12 protein-coding genes are annotated in these 20343 nt (G+C 73.9%); 3 read left to right on the top strand and 9 right to left on the bottom strand.

All coding sequences use genetic code 11. The features are described from left to right. Positions 1–122: 122 nt before the first annotated feature. The 3 genes from ABGB06_RS24020 (at position 123) to ABGB06_RS24010 (ending at position 5376) form a co-directional block, all read left to right on the top strand. The gene (locus tag ABGB06_RS24020; RefSeq protein WP_347592768.1) at positions 123–3161 is read left to right on the top strand and encodes a BTAD domain-containing putative transcriptional regulator; all 3039 of its coding nucleotides are present in this window, start codon (positions 123–125) and stop codon (positions 3159–3161) included. A 330-nt stretch (positions 3162–3491) separates the two neighbouring features. Then, on the top strand, positions 3492–4646 hold the full coding sequence (locus ABGB06_RS24015) for a serine hydrolase domain-containing protein (protein ID WP_347592766.1): 1155 nt from the start codon (positions 3492–3494) through the stop codon (positions 4644–4646). A gap of 88 nt (positions 4647–4734) precedes the next feature. Next, a complete protein-coding gene (locus ABGB06_RS24010) occupies positions 4735–5376 on the top strand; it encodes a class I SAM-dependent methyltransferase (protein WP_347592764.1) in 642 nt (213 codons plus the stop codon). 47 nt (positions 5377–5423) lie between these two features. Here ABGB06_RS24010 and ABGB06_RS24005 read toward each other — a convergent pair whose 3' ends face one another. The 9 genes from ABGB06_RS24005 to ABGB06_RS23965 form a co-directional block, all read right to left on the bottom strand. After that, a complete protein-coding gene (locus ABGB06_RS24005) occupies positions 5424–6143 on the bottom strand; it encodes a hypothetical protein (protein WP_347592762.1) in 720 nt (239 codons plus the stop codon). Beyond that, the gene (locus ABGB06_RS24000) at positions 6140–7312 is read right to left on the bottom strand and encodes a type VII secretion protein EccE (RefSeq protein ID WP_347592760.1); all 1173 of its coding nucleotides are present in this window, start codon (positions 7310–7312) and stop codon (positions 6140–6142) included. Before ABGB06_RS24000 ends, ABGB06_RS24005 begins: the two co-directional genes overlap by 4 nt. Beyond that, a complete protein-coding gene (eccB, locus tag ABGB06_RS23995; RefSeq protein WP_347592758.1) occupies positions 7309–8745 on the bottom strand; it encodes a type VII secretion protein EccB in 1437 nt (478 codons plus the stop codon). Before eccB ends, ABGB06_RS24000 begins: the two co-directional genes overlap by 4 nt. After that, positions 8745–10043: a S8 family serine peptidase gene (locus ABGB06_RS23990; RefSeq protein ID WP_347592756.1), complete on the bottom strand. Its 1299-nt coding sequence runs from the start codon at positions 10041–10043 to the stop codon at positions 8745–8747. Before ABGB06_RS23990 ends, eccB begins: the two co-directional genes overlap by 1 nt. A gap of 220 nt (positions 10044–10263) precedes the next feature. Then, positions 10264–11733 carry a type VII secretion integral membrane protein EccD gene (gene eccD / locus ABGB06_RS23985; RefSeq protein WP_347592754.1) on the bottom strand — a complete coding sequence of 490 codons (1470 nt, stop codon included), beginning with the start codon at positions 11731–11733 and terminating at the stop codon, positions 10264–10266. Next, positions 11730–15704, bottom strand: a complete 3975-nt coding sequence (gene eccCa, locus ABGB06_RS23980; RefSeq protein WP_347592752.1) for a type VII secretion protein EccCa — start codon at positions 15702–15704, stop codon at positions 11730–11732. Before eccCa ends, eccD begins: the two co-directional genes overlap by 4 nt. A gap of 113 nt (positions 15705–15817) precedes the next feature. Then, positions 15818–18217, bottom strand: coding sequence for a hypothetical protein (locus tag ABGB06_RS23975; RefSeq protein WP_347592750.1), 2400 nt, complete (start codon positions 18215–18217; stop codon positions 15818–15820). Positions 18218–18300: 83 nt separating this feature from the next. Continuing rightward, a complete protein-coding gene (locus ABGB06_RS23970; RefSeq protein WP_347592748.1) occupies positions 18301–18657 on the bottom strand; it encodes a hypothetical protein in 357 nt (118 codons plus the stop codon). 55 nt (positions 18658–18712) lie between these two features. Further along, positions 18713–20338: a hypothetical protein gene (locus ABGB06_RS23965; protein ID WP_347592746.1), complete on the bottom strand. Its 1626-nt coding sequence runs from the start codon at positions 20336–20338 to the stop codon at positions 18713–18715. Positions 20339–20343 lie beyond the last annotated feature (5 nt).

The raw sequence follows: 20343 nt of genomic DNA, 5'->3' as shown, positions 1-20343 counted from the left end.
TCCCACAAGGACGTAGGTGACGCTTTCGTCTCACTTTGCCGGCGGACGAAGCCGCCGCCACCGGCCGCGTGACCCGTTACGTCAGACTGGGTCGAACGGTGGTGGGTGGAGGAGACGAGGCCATGGACTTCCTGGTGTTGGGGCCTCTGGAGATCCGGCGGGACGCGCGGCGTGACACGGTCCCCGGGCGGCTGCGGCGGAGCCTGCTGGGTGTGTTGTTGGCGCGGGCGAACCAGGCGGTGCCGGCGGACGTGCTGGTCGACGCGTTGTGGGGGGAGCGTCCCGAGGAGCGGGCCCGGCAGCGGCTGCACCTTCATGTGCACCGGTTGCGGACGGTGATCGGCGACGGGGATCGGCTGCGCTTCGACGAGAACGGCTACCGGCTGCGGGTGTTGCCCGGGGAGCTGGACGCGGAGCGTTTCGAGACGCTGGTCGCGGAAGGGTTGGAGGTCGCGGGTGGGGATCCGCGGCGGGCGGCCGGCGTGTTGCGGGAGGCGTTGGGGCTGTGGCGGGACACGCCCTTCGCGGATCTGGACGTGCCGCTCCTCGCGGACTGGGCACGCGCGTTGGCCGAGCGTCGGCTGGTCGCCTGTGAGGCGTTGTTCGAGGCGGAGGTGGCGTGCGGGCGGAGCGCCGCGGTGGCCGGGGAGTTGGCCACCTTGGTGCGGGAGCATCCGTTGCGGGAGCGGTTGCACGGGTTGCTGATGATCGCGTTGTACCGGTCGGGCCGGCAGGGCGCGGCACTGGAGGCGTATCGCTCTGCGCGGGACACGCTGGTGGCCGAGCTGGGTCTGGAGCCGGGTCCCGAACTGCGTGACCTGGAGGCCCGGATACTGGTCGGGGAGCCGGTGGAGGTCGGCGCCGAACAGGAAGAGGAACCGCGCACCGCCGTGCCCGCCCAGCTTCCCGGCGACGTGACGGGGTTCGTGGGCCGGGAGGTCGAGCTGGCGGAGCTGGACGGGTTGTTGTCCCCCGACGCCGCGGGCGCGCGGGGTGTGGTGATCTCGGCGGTCGCCGGCACCGCCGGGGTGGGGAAGACCGCTTTGGCGTTGCGCTGGGCGCACCAAGTGCGCGAACGGTTCCCCGACGGGCAGTTGTACGTCGACCTGCGCGGCTACGGCCCCGACCAGCCCGTCACGCCGCAGGACGCGCTGGCCGGGTTCCTGCGCGCGTTGGGCCTGGAGGGCGCGGCGATCCCGCAGGACGAGGCGGAACGAGCGGCGCGGTTCCGCACCCTGCTGGACGGGCGGCGGATGCTCGTCGTCCTGGACAACGCGCACAGCGTCACGCAGGTACGGCCCCTGCTGCCGGGCAGCCCGACCTGCTTCGCGCTGGTCACCAGCCGCGACGCGCTGGCCGGACTGGTCGCCCGCGACGGCGCCCACCGACTCAACCTCGACCGCCTGCCGTTGCCCGACGCCCGCGCCCTCCTCCACGCAACACTCGGCGACCGGGCGGCGACCGACCCCGCCGCGACGGACGCGCTGATCGAACGCTGCGCTCGCCTACCCCTCGCCCTGCGCATCACCGCCGAACTGGCCAGATCCCAACCCACCCGGCCGTTGGCCGACCTGGTCGAGGAACTCGCCGACCAACAGGGCGCGCTGGACCTGCTGGACATCGACGGCGACCCCCACACCGCCGTACGCGCGGTGTTCTCCTGGTCCTACCAACGCCTCGACCCGCCCGTGGCCCGAGCGTTCCGACTGCTGGGCGTGCATCCGGGGCACGATGTCGACGCGCACGCCATCGCCGCCATGGTCGGCGCCGGGCCGCGGGAGACCCGCCGCGCCCTGGACGCCCTCCTCCGCGCTCATCTCGTCGACCAGATCGGCGGCAGCCGCTACCAACCCCACGACCTGCTGCGCGCCTACGCCGCCGAACTCGCCGCCGACACCGACGGACCCGTGGAGCGGGAGGCGGCCCTGGGCCGGCTGCTGGAGTACTACCTGGCCACCGCCTCCGCCGCCATGGACGTCCTCGTGCCGCACGAGACCTACCGCCGGCCCAAGGTGCCCGCCTGGAACGGTGAGGCGCCCCCGCTCACCTCCCACGACCACGCCCGGCGCTGGCTGGACGCCGAACGGGCCAACCTACTGGAGACCACCCGACACGGCGACGACGCCTACACCATCGCCGCCGCGCAGACCATCTGGCGCTATCTCGTGATCAGTGGCCACTCCCACGAGATGCTTGCCCTGTGGAACCGGGAGCTTCGGGCGGCCGAGACCCTCGGCGACCCGCTCGCCGAGGCCCACGCCCGCACCCACCTCGCCCTCTCCCTGAGCGCGACGGGCCGGGGCCGGGGCGACGAGCGCGTGACCGCCCATCTCCAGGCGGCCATCGACGCCTATGAACGGGCCGGGGAGCCGGAGCTGCAGGCCGTGTCGACGAACAACCTGGGGACCGTCGTACTCCGGAAAGGAGAGCTGACCGAGGCCACACGGCAGTTCGAGCGGGCGCTGGAGCTGATCGGCCCGACCGGACGGTGGACGGTTCGCCGCGCCGCCCGGGTCAACCTCGCCCTCTGTCTCCAGGGCCTCGGACGCTATGAGGAGGCGCTGAGCACCCAGGAGGCCGCCCTCGTGCTCTGCCAGGAGCACGGCGACGAGACCAACGAGGCCAACGTGCTCGTCGGCCTCGCCGAGACGCACTACCTGCTGGGGCAGCAGGACCAGGCACGCGAGCGGGCCCTCCGCAGCTTGGCGCTGGCCCGGAAGACGGGGTATCGGGGCGTGGAACCGGAGGCCCTGCGGCTCCTCGGCGTGCTGTGCCGCGACCAGGGGGACCATGAGCAGGCGATCCGCCATCAGACCGAGGCGCTGGAGATGGCCCGGTCCGTGGGCATCGTGAACTCCCTCGTGGAATGCCTGATCGAACTCGCGGCCACCCACGTGGCGGTCGGGGACTCCGCGCGCGCCCTAGCTGTGTACGACGAGGCGGTGGCCACCGCGACCGAGGCCGGCCACCGGAAATGGATCGCCCAGGCGCACGCCGGCGCCGCCGCCGTCCACGCCGGACTCGGCGACCACGAACGGGCACGCGAACACTGGCACCAGGCACTCGACCACTACGAGGCGCTCGACCTGCCCCAGGCGGACGAAGTACGGCGCCGGCTCACCGGCGACCCTGCCCGGGCGGGCGCCGACACCAGTAGGTAGTGAGCCTGGAGGCCCGCGCCAGAACGGTTGGGCTGACCGGGAAGACACGAGCACCGCACCGAGCGCCGCCGCCCGCGCGGAGCGGGGCGGCGGCCAGGTGCCCCGCGATCGGTAGACGGCGCCACCAGAGGGACGGGCGATCGGCCGGCTACACCAGGCGCGCCTGTATGCGGGTCTGAGCGGTATCGGTATGTGTGTCTGCCTGGGGGTGGGGGTTTCCCCCGTCTCGGTTCTCCTGCCAGCCGGATCGTGGTGCTGAGCTGGAATTTCTAGCGTGTGGGCATGACTTCGGCTAATAACAGGGCTCGACGGCGTCCCAAGCTCTTGCTCGTGGCGGCGGTGGCCACCGCGTTCACGCTGTCCGCGGTGACGGCGTCCGCGATCAATGCTCGTTCGGCGGACGGTCAGCGGCAGGATGAGCAGCGGCTGCAGGACGGTCTGGACGCTTTGACGGCTCTCGGCATCACCGGGGCGCAGGCCCGGCTCATCGATGAGGATGGTGGCCATGCCGTTGCCACCAGCGGTGTCGCCGACCTCGACACCGGTGGGCCGGTCTCTCCCGAGGGACACTTCCGGATGGGCAGCACGACGAAGACCTTCACCGCCACCGTCGTTCTACAACTGGTGGGGGAAGGCAGGCTTTCACTCGATGACACCGTGGACCGCTGGCTGCCTGGCGTGGTTCAGGGCAACGGTAACGACGGTAGCCGGATCACCCTGCGGCATCTGCTGCAGCACACCAGCGGCATCGACGACTCTTCCTACCCGTATCCCAGGGCCGCTCAGGAGTACTACGACACCCGCTTCAACCCGACTCCGCCGGAGCAGATCGTGGCCGACGCAATGACCCACCAACCGCTGTTCGAGCCCGGCGAGGGGTGGAGCTACGCCAACACCGGCTATGTCATCCTCGGCATGGTCATCGAGGCGGCCACGGGCGATCCCTGGTATGAGGAGGTCGAGGCACGCGTCATCGAACCGCTCGGTCTCACCGGCACCGGCTGGCCCGGCCGCTCGCCCGACCTGCCCGACCCGCATGCGACCGCATACATGCGCTTCGCCGCTGACGAGCCGCTGATCGACGTCACCCGGCTGATCAACGTCGACGCGTCCGGAGGACTGATCACCACCACGGACGATCTCAACCGGTTCTTCCGCGCCCTGCTCGGCGGAGACCTGCTCCCGCCGCAGCAACTGCGGCAGATGAAGGACACCGTCGACACCGACGAATCGGTCCAGAGCATCTGGCCCGGGGCCACCTACGGCCTGGGCATCATGAACATCCCCCTGGAATGCGGCGGAAGCTACTGGGGGAACAGCGGATCCGACCCGGGGTGGGGCAACGACAACGGCGTCACCGAGAACGGCCGGCGCAGCGTCGTGGCCTCCTGGTCCACCGAGGACGTCACCGACCCCGATCAGGCCCGGCAACAGGCCGAGGCCTTCGTCGCCCTGACCAACGATGCCCTGTGCTCCACCACGTGATCTCAGGACGCCGAGCCCGGGAGCCTCGGCGGAGGTTGGCGCCGGGCCGGGAGGAGCGTGAACGTGGGCGGGTGTTAGCTTCCTTCCCGTGGTGGATCACCAGGACGAGACCAGGTCGGCCTACGACGGGGTCGTCGAGCTGTACGTGTCGAAGTTCGCCAATCGCCTGGAGACGCAACCGTTCTCGCGGGCCATGATCGGCACCTTCGCCGAGTTGGTGCGCGAGACGGGGAACCCGCGAGCAGCCGACGTCGGATGCGGTCCCGGGCATCTGACGGCCATGCTGCACGACATGGGGCTGGACGCCTTCGGGCTCGACCTCTCCCCCGCCATGATCGACCACGCGCGGCGGGCCCATCCGGCACTGCGGTTCGACGAGGCGCGGATGGAGGCCCTGCCGGTCGAGGACCGCGCGCTCGGCGGCGTGCTGGCCCACTACTCGCTGATCCACACCCCACCCGGCGAGTTGCCCGCGCTGCTCACCGAGCTGGTGCGCACTCTGTCACCAGGCGGCCTGCTCCTGGCCTCGTTCTTCGCGACCGACGGGGGACCGGAGCCGGTCCGTTTCGATCACAAGGTGACGCCCGCCTACAGCTGGCCCGTCGACGCGTTCGCCGAGCTGCTCATCGGGGCTGGACTCGTCCCGTTCGCCCGGCTGCTCCACGACCCGGCCTCCGAACGCGGCTTCCTCGACGCCCACGTGCTCGCCCGCCTCCCCGAGGGCGTCTGACCCGCTCGAAGTGACCCAGCCGTCTCACGCGGGAGCCGTCCCCGGCGTCACGCGCGAGGCGGACCGGGGGCGAGGAGCAGCGCGTCCTCCGGCGGAGTGACGTCGACGCGCAGCACGTGAGTCCCGTACGGGTGGAAGAGGGCGATCTCGCCGGGCGAGAGCGAGGCGGTGGTCCGGGCCTCCTCGGCGCCGAGGAGGCGGTCGGCCGCCTCGGCGAGCCGGCGATCGAGCACGATCACGGCATCGGGCGCGACCCAGAAGCCGGAACGCGGCGGTGCGGCGTTGGCGACATGTACGACGGTGCGCCAGGGCCCGTTCGCGGTCGCGCGGCTCGGGGGGCGGCGCAGGTCGCTGACGAGGGCCTGCGGGCCGTCGTCCACGGTGGGCGGCGCGGGGGTGCGGCCAGGCCAGGCGGGGACGGATGCGGCGACGTCGAGGCGGCCGCCCGCGGCCTGGACGAGGCCGGCCCAGGGCTCGGGCGTCCGGGTGGCGGCGGTGACGCGAGCGCCGACGGCCAGCAGCCGCAGCGCCAGGAGCCGGGCGAACAGGGCATCGCCCAGCACCCCGATGCGGGTGCCGGCGGGGCCGGGGGCGGGCAGCGCGACGGCGCGGCCGGTGGCGTCGGTGCCCAGGTGCAGCCCGGGGGCCGGGGCGAGCCGGAAGGACCGGAAGGACCGGAAGGAGGAGCCGAGGGGGTCGCTCCAGGGGGTGCCAGGGATGGCCGCCAGGTCCGGGGCGGTGCTCGGGGCGGTGTTCGGGGCGGTCATCGTCTCGCTCCTGTCGTGCCGGTCATGGCGAAGCCGGTCACGTCGGCCAGCGGATGTGACGGGTAGGCCAGGGGCAGGGTGGCCAGCAGCCCGGCGGCCTGGTCGGCGACGGGCGGGCCGACGGCCCCCGAGCGCAGCAGCCGGTCGCACTCGTCGGCGGCGTGCCGCGTGGCGGTGCTGACGATCCGTACGGCGGTCCGCACGCGGATCCCGCTGGGGGTGGGGGCGGCACCTCCAGGACCCCCAGAGGGAGGGCCGTCCCGGTCGATCGTGGCCGCGATCACCACGCGGTCGGCGGCGCAGCTGGCGAGGGTGCCCAACAGCCTGGACCACGCCGCCTGTCCGCCGATCTCCGCGGTGACCGTGCGGTGTGTGGCGGCACCCGCCCAGCTTCCCGCGAGGGCCCTGCCCTCGCCCGAGGCGTCGCCGAGCTGCCGTAGCAGGTCCCGTACGCCCGCCGCGCCGAGCGGAACGCCGGGAACGCCCGCGGCGGCGAGCCGGGCTCGCAGCCTCGCCAGGGCCGACGCCACGGCCGCGTGTGCCCCGGCCGCGCCGCCGCCGCGCCGTTCGGCGGCCTCGGGCGCCGCGAACGACTCGTAGCGCAACGCCAGCCAGGAACGCACCACGATCGGACGGCCCCCGGTGGGCAACTGGCGGTAGGCGGCGGTTGGCCGGTACCCGACGTGCAGGTCCCAGGGCGGCAGGCCGATCTGCTCGATGAGGAGCTGTGCGGCGGCGGGGCGGGCCGGATCCTCCTCCAGCCACGTGGCGACGATGCCGGCCGGCAGCTCGGGCAGGGCGCCGCCGGGAAGCTCGATGACGGCGACGTAGCCGCGGCCGTCCGCCATGACACCGAGATCCGGGCCGTTGCGGTCGGCCACCTCGGTGATGTCGAGGGCGGGCAGCAGCGTGTGCGCGAGTCCCAGGCTGCCGTCCGCCCCGGTGCCGGCCGGGGTCAGGGCCTGCCGGCGGAGGCGGTCGAGCAGGCGCCGGTCCGCCCAGCCGTCGCCGTGCCGCAGCAGCGCGCCGGCCAGGATCGCGAACGCGGCGCAGGCGAGGACGTATCGCCAGGGCCCGGTGACGGCGACGGCGCATGCGGCAACGCCCAGGCCGGTCTCCAGGGCCACGAGCCGGCCGCGTCCGAAGCCGGCGCGGCGCCCGGCGTTCATCGCTCCTCCTCGGCGACCGTGCCGCCGGTCTGTTCCCGGGCCGCCGCCTCCGGGTCCAGCAGTGGGCCCGTGGGCAGCAGGCGGGCGAAGCCGCTGGGCAGCGACGGCGCGTCCGTGGGCCGGTATCCGAGGCGTTCGACCGCGTCGGGGGAGGCGATGGGATAGGCGATGCCGCTGTCGGTGATCAGGGTGTAGGTGCCGCCCGTGCCCGACGAGGTGGTGGCTCGGACCAGGGCGCCCGAGCCGACGGGCAGGTAGATCTCGTCGACCGTGCCGAGTCGGTCGCCGCTCGTGGCGCGCACGGGGGTCAGGCCGTCCGGCTGCGGCATCGTCTCCGGCAGGTGGACCGTGGCCTGCCACGGGGTGTCGCCGGGCGGGCTGCCGGGCGGGGTGCTGACGCAGACGGGCTGGTTGCGGCCCGGTTCGTCGGCGACCGGGGACGTCTCGGGCCAGGCCGGGTCGCCGGGTGGACGTCCGTCCGAGCGGGGGGCCCGGGCGGCGTCCGAGGCGCTGACCTCGTGATCGTCGACGTCGGTCGCGCCCAGCAGCGTGTGGACCAGCTCGGAGACCGGGACCAGGCCCGCCGGGCGCACCACGTAGTACTGGGGAGACCGCGGGTTCTGATCCCCGACGCCGGTCGAGACCAGGTCGCCGACGCCGGCCTCGAACGGCAGGGCGGTGTCCGGGGTGCTGCCCACGCCGCCGCCCTGGTCCGGGATGACGATCTCCGGTCCTTCGGGCACGGTGGCGAGGATGCTCCGGGGCAGGCGCACCGGCTCCACGCCCTGGAGACCGAGGATGTCGCCGATGGCGGGCTCGACGGCGTAGCGGCGGCCGGCGGTGAGCAGCCACAGCTGGCCGTCCTCCGCCTGGGTCAGCACGGTGGCCCCGCCCGCCGGGGCATCGGCGCGGGGAGCAGGTGCGATGTCGGGGACTGAGACGTACAGCACGGTCTGGGTCGGGTCGCCGCCGGTCTCGGAGGGGGCTGCGCACACGGTCCAGTCGGCGACGGCCAGGTCGTCCTCGCCGGGCAGCGCGTCGGGGGCGCCGGGGATGCCGACGGGGAGTCCGCGGGGCGCGTCGTCGATGGTGCCCTGCTTGACGGTGGTGGCCTCGCCGCCGCCCACCAGGAGGGCGGAGGCGAGGTTGAGCGCGGGATGTACCACCCCGTCGCTGACGACGTAGCGGTCGCCGCTGCCGCTGGCCAGCACCGCGCCGGAGCCCGGCAGGTCGGGACCGCTGCCGCCGCCGAGCCAGCCGGCGATGCCGAACCCGGCCATGATCAGGATGCCGATCGCGATGCCGCCGCCGAGGGCCCGGTTGAGCCGGCGGCGGGGGTCGAGGGTCGCCTCGTCGGCGCCCCGGACCAGGCTGGTGATCCTGCGGCGGTTCTCGTAGGCGTACGCCTCTGCCTGTTCGCGTGTGGTCGCCATCAGCGGGGTGTCCCTGTCCGGGAGGGGGAGAAGGGGGATGTGGGCCGGGGCAGGGGCCCGGGCCGGTCGGTGGTGCCGTCGAGCACGCCGGGGCGGGGCTGCGGCGGCCCGGCGGGTGGCGACTCGCACGGGTCGGGGCCCGTCCGCCAGCCGCGCCGGGCGGCGCGGCGGATGGCCGGGCTGGCGGCCAGGCCGAGCACGACGGCCAGGACCAGACCACCGCTCCAGGCCAGTGCCGCGGCGGCGGTTCCGGAGAGCAGCGGCTGGCCGGCCGGCATGGCCTGGACGGGGACGTCGCTGACCGTCGCCCCGTCGCCGTTTCCTCCGCCGCCCAGGTCGGTGAGGGCGCCGAAGGGGTCCACGATGCCCGCGCCCGTGTGGTCGTTGCGGCCGCCGCCGACGGCCGTGGCCGAGTCGATCATGCGCCGTACGACCTCGGTGGCGGGCATGTCGGGGAACCGGGCGCGTACCAGCGCCGCCACACCGGACACCTGGGCGGCGGCGAAGCTGGTGCCGGACTCGACGCGGTAGCCGGAGCCGCCGGGGGCGGCCACGACGAGGTCCTCGCCGTAGCCGGCGAGATCGACCCAGGGGCCGGCGTTGGAGGAGTCGAGCGGCTGGCCGTCGTTGCCGACCGCGCCCACGGCCACCACGCCGTCGTAGGCGGCGGGGTACATCCTGCCCTGTGAGACGCCCGCGTTGCCCTCGTTGCCGGCCGCGGCGACCACGACCACGTCGTTGGCGACGGCGTTGGCGACGGCCTCGCGGATGGGCTCGTGATCGACGGGGATGGCGAGGGAGAGGTTGATGACGCGGGCCCCGTAGTACACCGCGTCGTCGATCATCGCCGCGAGCATGCCAGGGGTGGCCCGCTCGACGCCGTCCGCGCTGCGCACCGAGTAGATGTAGGCGTCGGGGGCGACCCCCGCCATCCGGTCGCCCTCGGTGCGCTCGGACACGATCAGCCCGGCCACCGCCGTGCCGTGGCCGAGGCAGTCCTGGGTCGGCATCGGCGTGGTGCGGACGAACTCGCGCTCGTCCGCCACGACCGTGTAGGTGCTGGCGTCGGGCAGGACATGCATGACCAGGTCGGGGTGGTCGCCGTCGACACCCGAGTCGATGACGGCGACCCTGACGTCGTAGCCCGTCGACAGGTCCCACGCCTGCCGCAGCCCGAGCTGGTCGATCAGCGGGTAGGGACCGGCGTTCTCCGGCAGCGGCTCGCCGGTCACCTCGGTGCGGCACTCCTCGGCGGCGGCGCGGGGCGCGACGCCCGGGACCGCCAGCGGAGCGAGCACGCCGAGGGCGACAGCGAGGACGGCTGCGGCGGCGAGTGCGGGACGGCCAAGCGGCCGTGGTGAAGGTCGCTGCGCTACGACGTACCCCCGCACGGGCCCGGGGCTGTGTCGATATGCGGCTCCGCCGCGTGGGCGCGACCAGCCACGACGCCGACGCAGCCGCAACCGGCCCGTGGCGGCACTTCCCGCGGAGCGCTGGGCGGCGGTGAGGGGCCTCATGTCACACCTTCAGGTCGAGAAGGGCCGCGTAGACCCCCCACACGGCGAGGACGAGCGGCACGACGGCCAGCAGGAGCCCGGTCTCGACGAGGTCGAGCGCCCGGGAGAGCCGCGGGTTGATCCGCTGCCGGCCGGCGAGGAGGCCGGAGCCGCCGCACACCAGGGCGATCAGCAGCCCGGCCGGCAGCATGACGCCCAGCAGCGGCACGGTCGTGTCCACCCGGTCCACGACCGTGACCGCCCCGGCCCCCGCCGCCGTCACCAGGGCGGTGATCAGCGGCACCGCGGTCTGTGACGCCTCCCTGAACAGCCGGCAGCGCAGCAGCGTCAGCAGCACGAGCACGCCTCCCACGACGGAGGGCCAGAGCTCGGTGGAGGCGAAGAGCACCAGCGTGCCGGCCGCGACCACCAGATGGCTGCCGACCAACATGCCGGTCAGCAACCGGCGGGCCGCTGCCACCCGGCCCCGCAGCCGGTCGTGTTCGAGCTGGCTCGGCAGCTCCTCCAGGTCCTCGGCGGAGGCGGCGATCCTGGGGGCGGGCATGCGGGCGACGCGCAGCGCCAGGGTGGGCCACACCGTGGTCAGCACCAGGGCCAGCGGGGCGGCGATCGTGGCTCCCTCCGCGGGCGTCGCGCCGTCCCAGATCGCGCACGCCAACGCCCCGACGGCGCCCAGGAGTCCGCCGGTGACCAGCGCGGTGAAGGTGCCGTCGCCGCCTCCCACGAGGGCGGGGCCCAGCGCGCCGACGCAGGCGAGCACCGCGCAGGCCAGCACCAGGTGGGCGGCGGTGAAGCCGTCGACGAGGCCAGGCTCGGTGCCCAGGAGCCGGCAGGCGCCCACCATCGCGGCCGGGGCGGCGAGCACGGCGGCGAAGGTGCCTGCCCCGGTGTCGCCGAACGCGCGGGACATCAGCACCGCGGTGCCGAGCGCGAAGAGCGCGACTGCCAGACCCAGCCAGCCGGGCAGCCGGCCGGGGGCGGAGGCCAGCGCGCCGCAGACGGCGAGCACGGCGATGGCGGCGAGCGCGCCGGACGCCCGGCGGGTGGCCTGGGCGGGCCAGCCGCCGCGTACCCCGTGCTCGCCGATGACCTCGACGACGTCGTCGTACACCGGTGGCGTGGCGTCGTCCACGCCGTGGCCGAGGAAGAGCAGATCGCCCTCGTGGACGCGCTGCGCGGCCAGCGAGGCGGCGGGGTCGAGGAGCGTGCCGTCGGTGCGGCGCAGCACCCAGCCGCCGTGCCCCGCCCCGCCATCCGGGTCCGGATCCTCGCCCGCGTGCCGCAGCAGGGTGAGCATCAGCCGGGCCAGCGGGACGGCGGCGGGCACGGCGAGGTCGACGCGTCCGGCCGGTCCCGCGACGCCGATGCGGACAAACTCGGTCGGGGAGGCAGGCGGGGCGGGCAGGGCCGGAGCGGCCGTGGGCGGTGCGGTGGGTGCCGGCGTTGGCTGCCCGGTGAGGGTGCCGCTCATGTGGGGTCCTGTGTGGTGGTGCGGGTGGTCAGGGGCGATTCGGCGCGGACGAGCTGGACGGGAACGGTGCCGAGCCTGCGGTGGAGCAGCAGGCCGCGGCCCTTCCTGCGCTGGGCGGACTTGATGCCCCAGATCGGCATCTCGTCGCTGGGGATGCTCATCAGCACCGCGGGGTAGTTGAGCTCCTTCATCCGGCCGAGGGTCGGGTCCAGGGCGGCGCGGGCGGCGCCGCCGGCCTGCCGGGCGACGAAGACGTGCAGGCCGATGCCGCGGGCCTGGGGCAGGAAGTCGAGGAGCGGCTTGAGCGGGTTGCCGCGCGAGGTGGTGACCATGTCGTAGTCGTCGACGAGGACGTAGATCTCAGGGCCGGTCCACCAGGAGCGGTCGCGGAGCTGTTCGGGGGTGACGTCGGTGCCGGGCAGGCGTTTCCTCAGCCCTTCGGTCACGCCGCCGATGACCTCCACGGTCCGCTCGTGGCTGGTGGAGTAGCCCAGCAGGTGCGGTCCTTCGAACTCGCGCAGCATCGTCATGCGGTGGTCGATGACGACGAGCCTGGCGCGGTCGGCCGGGTAGGTGTCCACGACCTGCCGACCCACGGCGCGGAGCAGCGAGGTCTTGCCGGACTCGCTGTCCCCGATGACGATCATTCCGGGGTCCTCGCCCGGGGTGAGGACGACCGGTTCGAGCCGGTTGCCCTCGACGGCGACGGCGACGCCGGGCCCTTCGGTGACCCGTGCCGGGACGTCGGCGACGGGGAAGACGGTGGGCAGCAGCCGCACACCGCGGGCGCGCGGGCCCTGCCACGCCTCGTCGACGCGGCGCACCAGGTCGGCGACGCCGTCGGCGAGTCCGTCGTCGGAGTGGACGCCGTCGACGCGCGGGACGGCGATGAGGAAGTGCAGCGCGTCGTGGTCGATGCCGCGTCCCGGGCGTCCGGCGGGGACCGTGCGCTGGGCCTTGCGGTCCACCTCGGAGTCCAGGGCGTCGCCGAGCTTGAGCTCGACCTTGGTGCCGACCAGGTCGCGCATGCCCATCCGCATGTCGAGCCAGCGGTTCCCGGTGATGACGAGGTGGATGCCGTACGTCAGCATCCGCCCGGCCAGCGCCATCAGCAGCTGCTCCAGCTCGGGGTAGCTCTGCCGCAGCACGGCCCAGCCGTCCACGACGAGGAAGACGTCTCCGAAACGGTCCAGCCGGTCGTCGGTGACGCGTCCTTCGGCGCGGGCGGCGCGGTAGCCGGCCATGGACTCGATCCCGAGCTCGCGGAAGCGGGTCTCGCGGCTCTCCAGCACCTCCATCACCTCGGCGACGGTCCGGTTGACGGACTCGGCGTCGAGCCGTCCCGCGACGCCTCCGACGTGCGGCAGCCCGGCGAGGGGGAAGAGGGCGCCGGAGAAGTCGAGGCAGTAGAACTGGACTTCCTCGGGGGTGTGGCGCAGCGCCAGGGAGGCGATCAGGCTGCGGACGGCCGTCGACTTGCCGCTGTGCGGGCCGCCGACGATCGCGACGTGGCCCCCGGCGCCGGAGAGGTCGATCGTCAGCGGGTCGCGGCGCTGGTGGAACGGACGGTCCAGGATGCCGATCAACGCCGTGAGCGGCGGGCTCGCGGGGGAGGCGCCGTAGCCGCGGCCCGGCCGTACGGCGAGCTCGTGGTGGAGTGCGTCCAGGGGCGCGGGAGCGTCCAGCGGCGGCAGCCAGACCTGGTGGGCCTGCGGGCCCTGCCCCGTCATCCGCTCCACCATGACGCTGAGCACGGTGGTGCCCATGTCCTCGTCGTCGGTGAACTCGTCTGGTTCTGGCTGTGGTCCTGGCTGTGGTCCTGGCTGCGGTTCCGGCTCGGGTGCGAGCTCCTCGACGGGCACCGGGACGTGCGAGGCGGGGAAGGGCCGCACGCTCATCGCGCCGCCGAGGGCGGCGCCCGTGCTCTCCCCCGTGCGGTAGGGGCCGGACACATAGGCGGCGCGGAACCGCTTGAGGGTGACGGTGTCGGTCCTGAGGTAGCCGTGTCCGGGGGCGCTGGGCAGGCGGTTGGCGTCCGGCACGCCGATGGCGGTGCGGCTCTCGGCCTCGGAGAACGTCCGCAGCCCGATGCGGTACGACAGGTGCGCCTCAAGTCCGCGCAGCCGGCCCTCGTCCAGCCGCTGGGAGGCCAGCAGCAGGTGGAGGCCGAGTGACCGGCCCAGGCGGCCGATCTGGACGAAGAGGTCGGCGAAGTCGGGCTTCTGGGCAAGGAGTTCGGAGAACTCGTCGACCACGACGAACAGGCTGGGCAGCGGCGGCAGCTCCGCGCCGCGCTGCCGGGCCCGCTCGTAGTCGCGCACCGAGACCAGGTTCCCGGCGTCGCGCAGCACCTCCTGGCGGCGGTTCATCTCGCCGGCCAGCGCCTCCTTCATCCGGTCCACCAGGCTGAGGTCGTCCTCCAGGTTGGTGATGACGGCGGCGACGTGCGGCAGGTCGGCCATGCCCGCGAAGGTGGCGCCCCCCTTGAAGTCCACGAGCACGAGGTTGAGCTGGTCGGAGGGGTGGGTGGCGGCCATGCCGAGGACCAGGGTGCGCAGCAGCTCGGACTTGCCTGAGCCGGTGGCGCCGACGAGGAGGCCGTGGGGGCCCATGCCGTTCTGCGCGGACTCCTTGATGTCCAGCTCCAGCAGGCCGCCGTCGGCCGAGACGCCGAGGGGGGTCCGCAGCCGGTCGCGCATCGGCCGGGGGCGCCACAGGGCGTCCAGTTCCAGGTGTCCGGGGTCGGCGATGCCCAGCAGGCCGGGCAGCGTGTTCACGACGGCGTTCAGGTCCTCGGCGTCGGCGGTCGCGGTGGCGTCGGGCCGGAAGCGGGCGAGCTGCTCGGCGAGGGCGGCGGCCTCGGCGACGGAGAGCGCGTCGGCCTGGCCGAACTCGTCCCGGATGTCGCCGGCCCGCACGGTCAGCGTGCCCCCGGTCGCGTCGAGCCGTACGCCGTGGGCGTCGGTGAGAGCGGTGGCGCGGCCGGCCACGTCCAGCACGGTGACGCCCTGCATCCCCCCCGCGTCGAGCAGCGCCTCGGTGCCCGTCACCAGACCGTCGTCGACGACGACCAGCAGGTGCGGCACGTCGGGGTCGGGCTCGGCGTCGCGGTTGAACCGGGTGCGGCGGGTCAGCTCGGCACCGAGCCAGTCCTCCAGCACGGCGAGGGCGGGGTGCATCATCCGCACCGGTCCCGCGTGGTCGGTCTCGTCGGGGTGGTGCGTGTGCGGCAGCCACTTCAGCCAGGACCACGCGGGGGCCTCGACGTCACGCGCGCACAGCACCACCCGCAGGTCCCGGGGCGAGTGGAAGGTCACGGCGTGCGCGACCACCGCGCGCAGCAGCGCCCGCGCCCGGTCCGGGTCGTCGCCCGCGGTGACGGCGAGCGCGCCGAACCGGCGCAGCGAGAGCTGCACCGGCAGGCCGGGCACCACCGAGTGCGCGTCGATGAACTGCTTCAGCCGCACCGCGCAGAGCGGATCCAGGTCCTCGACGGGCGCGGTCTCCCCCGGCACCAGCGGGGTGGCCAGGAAGCGGGGCCCGGTGCCGACGCGCACCATGCCGAAGTCGGCGTCGCCGCTGCGCCGTTCCCACAGCCGGCGGCTGGCGGCGACCGACCACAGCGTGCCGGGGGCGGCGGCGGCCCACTCCAGGGCCTCGCGCTGCGCCCGCGCGGTGCCGCGCACCACGGCGCGGGTGCGGTCGAGGTACCGCAGGTACTCGCGGCGTGCGTGGCGGGCGGCGCTCTTGGCCGATCCCCGCTGCCGGAGGAGCGAGCCGACCACCATGGCCAGGCAGGACACCAGGAACATGGTGCCGACGATGTAGCCGATGGGGCCGCGACCCATGGTGAGCATGTACAGCACCGAGCCGAGGCCGCTCAGCGCGGGCAACGCCGTCATCCAGACGTTGTTGTCCTCGGGCCCGGGCAGCTCCGGCGGCGGCCTGAGCACCAGTTCGCTCGTGGGCACGGCGGGGCGCGTGGCCCGCGCGGGACGCCGGACCGTGACGGTGGTGGGCCCGGTCGTTCCGCTCGGGACCAGCTGGACCGGCTGGACCGGGTGGTGTGCCGTCCGGTCAGCCATCATTCGTACTCCAACTCGGCCTGCCGCGCGTTGTCGACGTCCCCGGTCACGCCGTGGCCGATGCCGCCGATGAGGTTGTCCAGGGGCTCGTTCGGCCCGGCGCCGACCCGCTCGATGTAGTCCGTGTCCATCTCCGGAAGTTCATCGTCGGTGCCGTACGCGTCGATCGCCGCCTGGGCGACGGCGCGGTCCATGTTCTCCCTGTTGATGGCGCCCTCCTTCTGCTCGAAATCGTCCAGCGGCGCCTGGGCGTCGTAGGTCGGCAGCGAGGGCTGGAGGAGGAAGTAGCCGGCACCGGCCAGGCCCACCGGGATCTGCTGCGGCCCCGGGGCGAGGCTCGCGGCCCACAGGGCGGAGCCGACCGAGGCCTTGGCGAGGTTGTTGGAGAGCGTCTTGTCGTCGCTCGTCTCGCCGATGGCCGAGGTCTCCCCCTCGTTGACGAGCGCCGTCAGGTAGCCGACGTTGTTGAAGGTGCTCTCCCGGTTCCCCTCGGGGGTGGCGCCGGTGTAGTAGTCGTGGGCCATGGCGTACTGGATCTGGCCGACCCCGGCCTTGAATCCCTCGTTCACGTCCTGTTCGGTCTCGGCCATGAGGTTGAAGATCCCCTGGCGCTCTTCCCGCGAGTAGTGGATGCCGCTGTCGTCGCCGTAGTTGGCGACGTCGTCCATGTGCATCAACGTGGCGTCGGCCAGCGCGCCCTGAAGTGCGGTGTGGTCCTCGGGGAGCGCGCTGTTCCTCCCGAGGATGTCGTCCTGGTGGTCGCCCCCGGCCGAGGCCAGCACCTCGTGGGCCGCCTCGCGGTAGAGCATGCCGGCCTCGCTGTCGCGGTCGACTCCCTCGGGAACGGTGGTGCCGCTGCGGATCAGGTCGGCGGCTCCGGTGCTGTCCTCCCAGTGCTGGCTCAGCAGGTCCTCCCGGAACGTGTCGTCGGTCAGCAGTTCGGCCGAGGCGACATCGTTGAGCGCGGCGGCCTGCAGCATGCCGCTGCTTCCGGTGTTCTCGGTCCAGGAGCCCTCGCTGGACAGCCCGCTGTACTGGAGCGAGGACCTCTGCTGCACGTCGACGGCCGCGGTCGCCAGGTCCTTGCTGAACTGTTCGCCGGAGGCCACGGTCGCGGTCGACATCAGGTCACCGAAGCCGTTGAACGCCTTCAGGTCGTCGGCGAACGCGTCGGAGCCCGGCGACTCGCTGAACATGTCGCCGTCCTCGTAGTCGTACACGAAGGGGCGTATGGCGTCCGGGATGCGCTCGCGGCCCTCCTCGGTCGACGGGTCCAGGCCGCCGGCGTCCGGGTTCATCAGCAGGTTGAGGCCGTTGGCGACCCGTTCGATGCTGGAGAGCTGCCAGCCGGCCTCCCCCGGCTCCAGGCCAGCGGTGTCGTCCTTCAGCTTCCCCAGGGCCGACAGGTCGTCGGCGTCGAGCTGCCCGTAGAACGTCTCGAGATAGGCCAGCTCGCTCGCCGACAGCTGCCTCGTGGGGTCGCCCGGGTTGTTCGGGTCCTCGTAGATGCCGGCGACGATCGCGTCGAGCGCCTCGGTGTAGCGCAGCAGCTTCTCGCTGTCCGGATGGTCCTTCGCCAGTTCCTCGGAGAGGCCGTCCGCCGCCCAGTCCGCCATCTCCTTCGTCGTCCACAGCCCCAGGGGGCCGTCGGAGAGGTCGTATCCCAGCTCGCCGAGCTCGACGCCGTAGCCGGCGAGATCCATCCGGTACTTCTCGATCTCGTCCTCGATGTCGCCGTACGCCGTCGTCGCGTCGTCGGCCGCGCGGCCCAGGTGCTTCTCCCTGATGTCCAGAGCCAGGCTCTCGGGCAGGGCGTACATGCTGTTCTCCGAGGGGGAGACGCTGATGGACTCGCCGTTGTGCGAGACCGTCAGGTCGCCCGCGGAGCGCCCGTTCCCGGCGTTGCCGGCGCGGAACGCGCTGCTCAGCGCGGACTGCCAGGCGTTCCACTCCGTCACCGCGGCCTCGACGTGGTCGTCGTACTTGCTCTGGAGGCCGTCTCCGCTGGTCCCCTCGCCGATGATCACGGCCTCCACGTTGTCCCTGGCCTCGACGGCCCGCCGCATCGCCCTGACGAGGTAGTCGGTGACCTCCCCCATGCCCTCGCCGTTGTTCTGGAGCTCCCGGAAGGTGTGCTCCGTGCGGTCCTCGCCGTCCACGATGGCGCCGCCGTCGTGCGAGCCCGCCTCCTGGGACTCGGCCGTGGCCCGCTGCGCCAGGTTCCCCGCGGTCGCGCCCTCCCCGGAGGCCTGGGAGTAGGCGTTGGCGGTGTTCGCCATGTCATCGACGTCGATCTCCTCGCCGAACTCCCGGTTACGCGTCCACGGCTTCTTCCCCGCCTTCTCCTCAACCTCCTCGGTGGAGAAGTAGAGGAGCATGCTGGGGTCAAAGTCGGCCATCAAACCTCCAAGAGCGTTCCTCGGCACCGCGCGTGCGGCCGGGCGGGGGACGGCCCGGCCGCACGCGGGCGCGCCGCACCGCGCTACATGCCGTCGGCGATGCTGCGATCCACCGCCGCCGCCTCGCCGACGGCGGCGTGCGCGGCGTTGAGCGACGCGTCGGCGTCGACCTCCAACTCGTCGCCCAGACCCGCGACCTGGTGGTCCGAGGCGGCCATGTTCTCCCGGCCCTCGGCGGCCCGGGCCACCCCCTGGGACTGCTTGTCACGGGTGGCGGTCACGGCGTTGACGAACTCGTCGGCCCCGGCCCAGCTGGCGGCGTTGGGAGCCGCGCGCCCCAGGTAACGCCGCGTGGACTCCGCCGCGTCGGCGGAGCTGACGCTGCCCTGGGCGGCCTCCCGGAATCCGTCCGAGAAGTAGTGCAGGCCGTCTCCCGACACGGGCGTCTCCTTCCTTTGTCTTCCTTTGCCTTCCTTTGTCTTCCTTTGCCTTCCTTTACTGCCCGACCACGCCGCCCGTGGCGCCGCGCCGGGTGGCCCAGATCTCCGGGTCCTCGGTGAGCTCGGTGGGCGGTGCGGTGCGGCTCTCTTCCTCGTCCGGGGCATGGCCTCCCCTGGCGGCGCCGGGAGCGGGCGGCGGCACCGCCGCGCCCGGTCGGCCCCCCGCCAGCGGGAAGCGGGCCGGGGCCTGCCGGGAGTGGGCGCGCCAGGTGCTGGACGGTTCGCCGATGGCGCGGCCACGGGCCGTCGCGCCCCGTCCCCCGCCCCGTCCCCCGCTCCTGCCGCCGCCCTGGGCGGCCGCTCCCGGCGGCGGCATGAGGGAGCGCGCCGCCGCGCCCTGCGCCGCCGCGCCACGGCCCGCGAGGGCGGTCGCCCCGCCGCGTGGCGTGGCGCCGGTGACCGTGGTCCGCGCAGCGCCGCGGCCGTACGGGCCCACGCCGCGCTGTGCCGCCGCGCCCGGCGGGGGAACGAACGGCCGGCCGCCCTGGGCCGCCTCCTGTAGCGCGAAGCGGGTGGCCACCCGGGCGTTGCGGTCGAGGTTGTTCACCGCCTGCCGCATCACCTGGCCGCGCGCCGGCCCCGTGTGGCCCACGCTGGGCGGCATGATGCCGCCGTACAGACCCGCCAGGCTGGCGCCGCCGGCGCCGCCCACGGCGGCGGCGCCGGCCGTGAGTGTTCCGGCCCCGGGAGTGGCGAGCGCCCCGGGGCCGCCGGCGAGGCCGGCGAGCTGGGTGGCGTACTCGGTCACCTCGCCGAACGGCTGCCCGGTCACCGGGTCGATCCACCGGTTCGCGTCGGGGTCGAACTCCCGCCCGGTCGCCGGATCGACCAGGTAGCCCGTGGTCGGGCTCTGCACCCAGCCGGCGAAGTCGCCCTGCTCCGGGCCGAGGACGCTGGCGTGGGGGTACTCCCCCGCGCCGATCCGGCTGCCGTTGGGGGCGGCGTAGTCGGCGGCGGCTCCCTCGGCGGAGGCCGGGGACGCCTGCCCGGCGGCGCCACCGGCAGCGATCCCGCCGGCCACGCCGCCACCGGCCGCCGCGGCCGTGGCGGCCGCGCCCGCGGCGGAAGCGTCGGCGTAGCCGCCGGCGGCGGTGGTCGTGCCCGCGCCGCCGCCCGGCGCCCTCGGCGCCTCGCCTCCGATGACCCTGGCGAACTCCTCACCGAGCGCGTCCAGTTCCTCGTTGGCCCGGCGGATCAGCTCCTCCTTCTGCTGCTCCGCCGCCGCGGTCTTGACGTTGATGGCCATGCCGGCGTCGATCGCCTCGATGTCGCGCCCGAGTTGCGCGTCGACCTCGCCGTACTCCTCGTCGAGCTGGACCGCCCGCTCGGTGGCCTGTGCCGACCGCTCGGCGGCCCCCATGAGCTGATCCGCGATCTGCCGGGCCACGGTCCCCGCGCCGTCGGCCCAGCCACCGGCCTCGCCGAGCCGGTCGGAGAGGATCAGCAGTCCCTCGCCCGGCTCGGTCTCCGCCTCGGCCGCCGAGACGGACAACTCGCCGCCTTCGGTGCCGGCCGCGCGCGCCAGCGCGTCCCATGCGGCCCCGGCGGCCCGCATGGAGACGTACTGTGCGCTGGTGACCTTCCGGATCGCCTCGTAGAACCGGCCTTCCGTGTCTGCCATGCGCG

The organism is Streptomyces sp. B6B3 (assembly GCF_039871525.1).
Taxonomy (GTDB): domain Bacteria; phylum Actinomycetota; class Actinomycetes; order Streptomycetales; family Streptomycetaceae; genus Streptomyces.
This window is presented reverse-complemented; position numbering and strand designations above follow the sequence as displayed.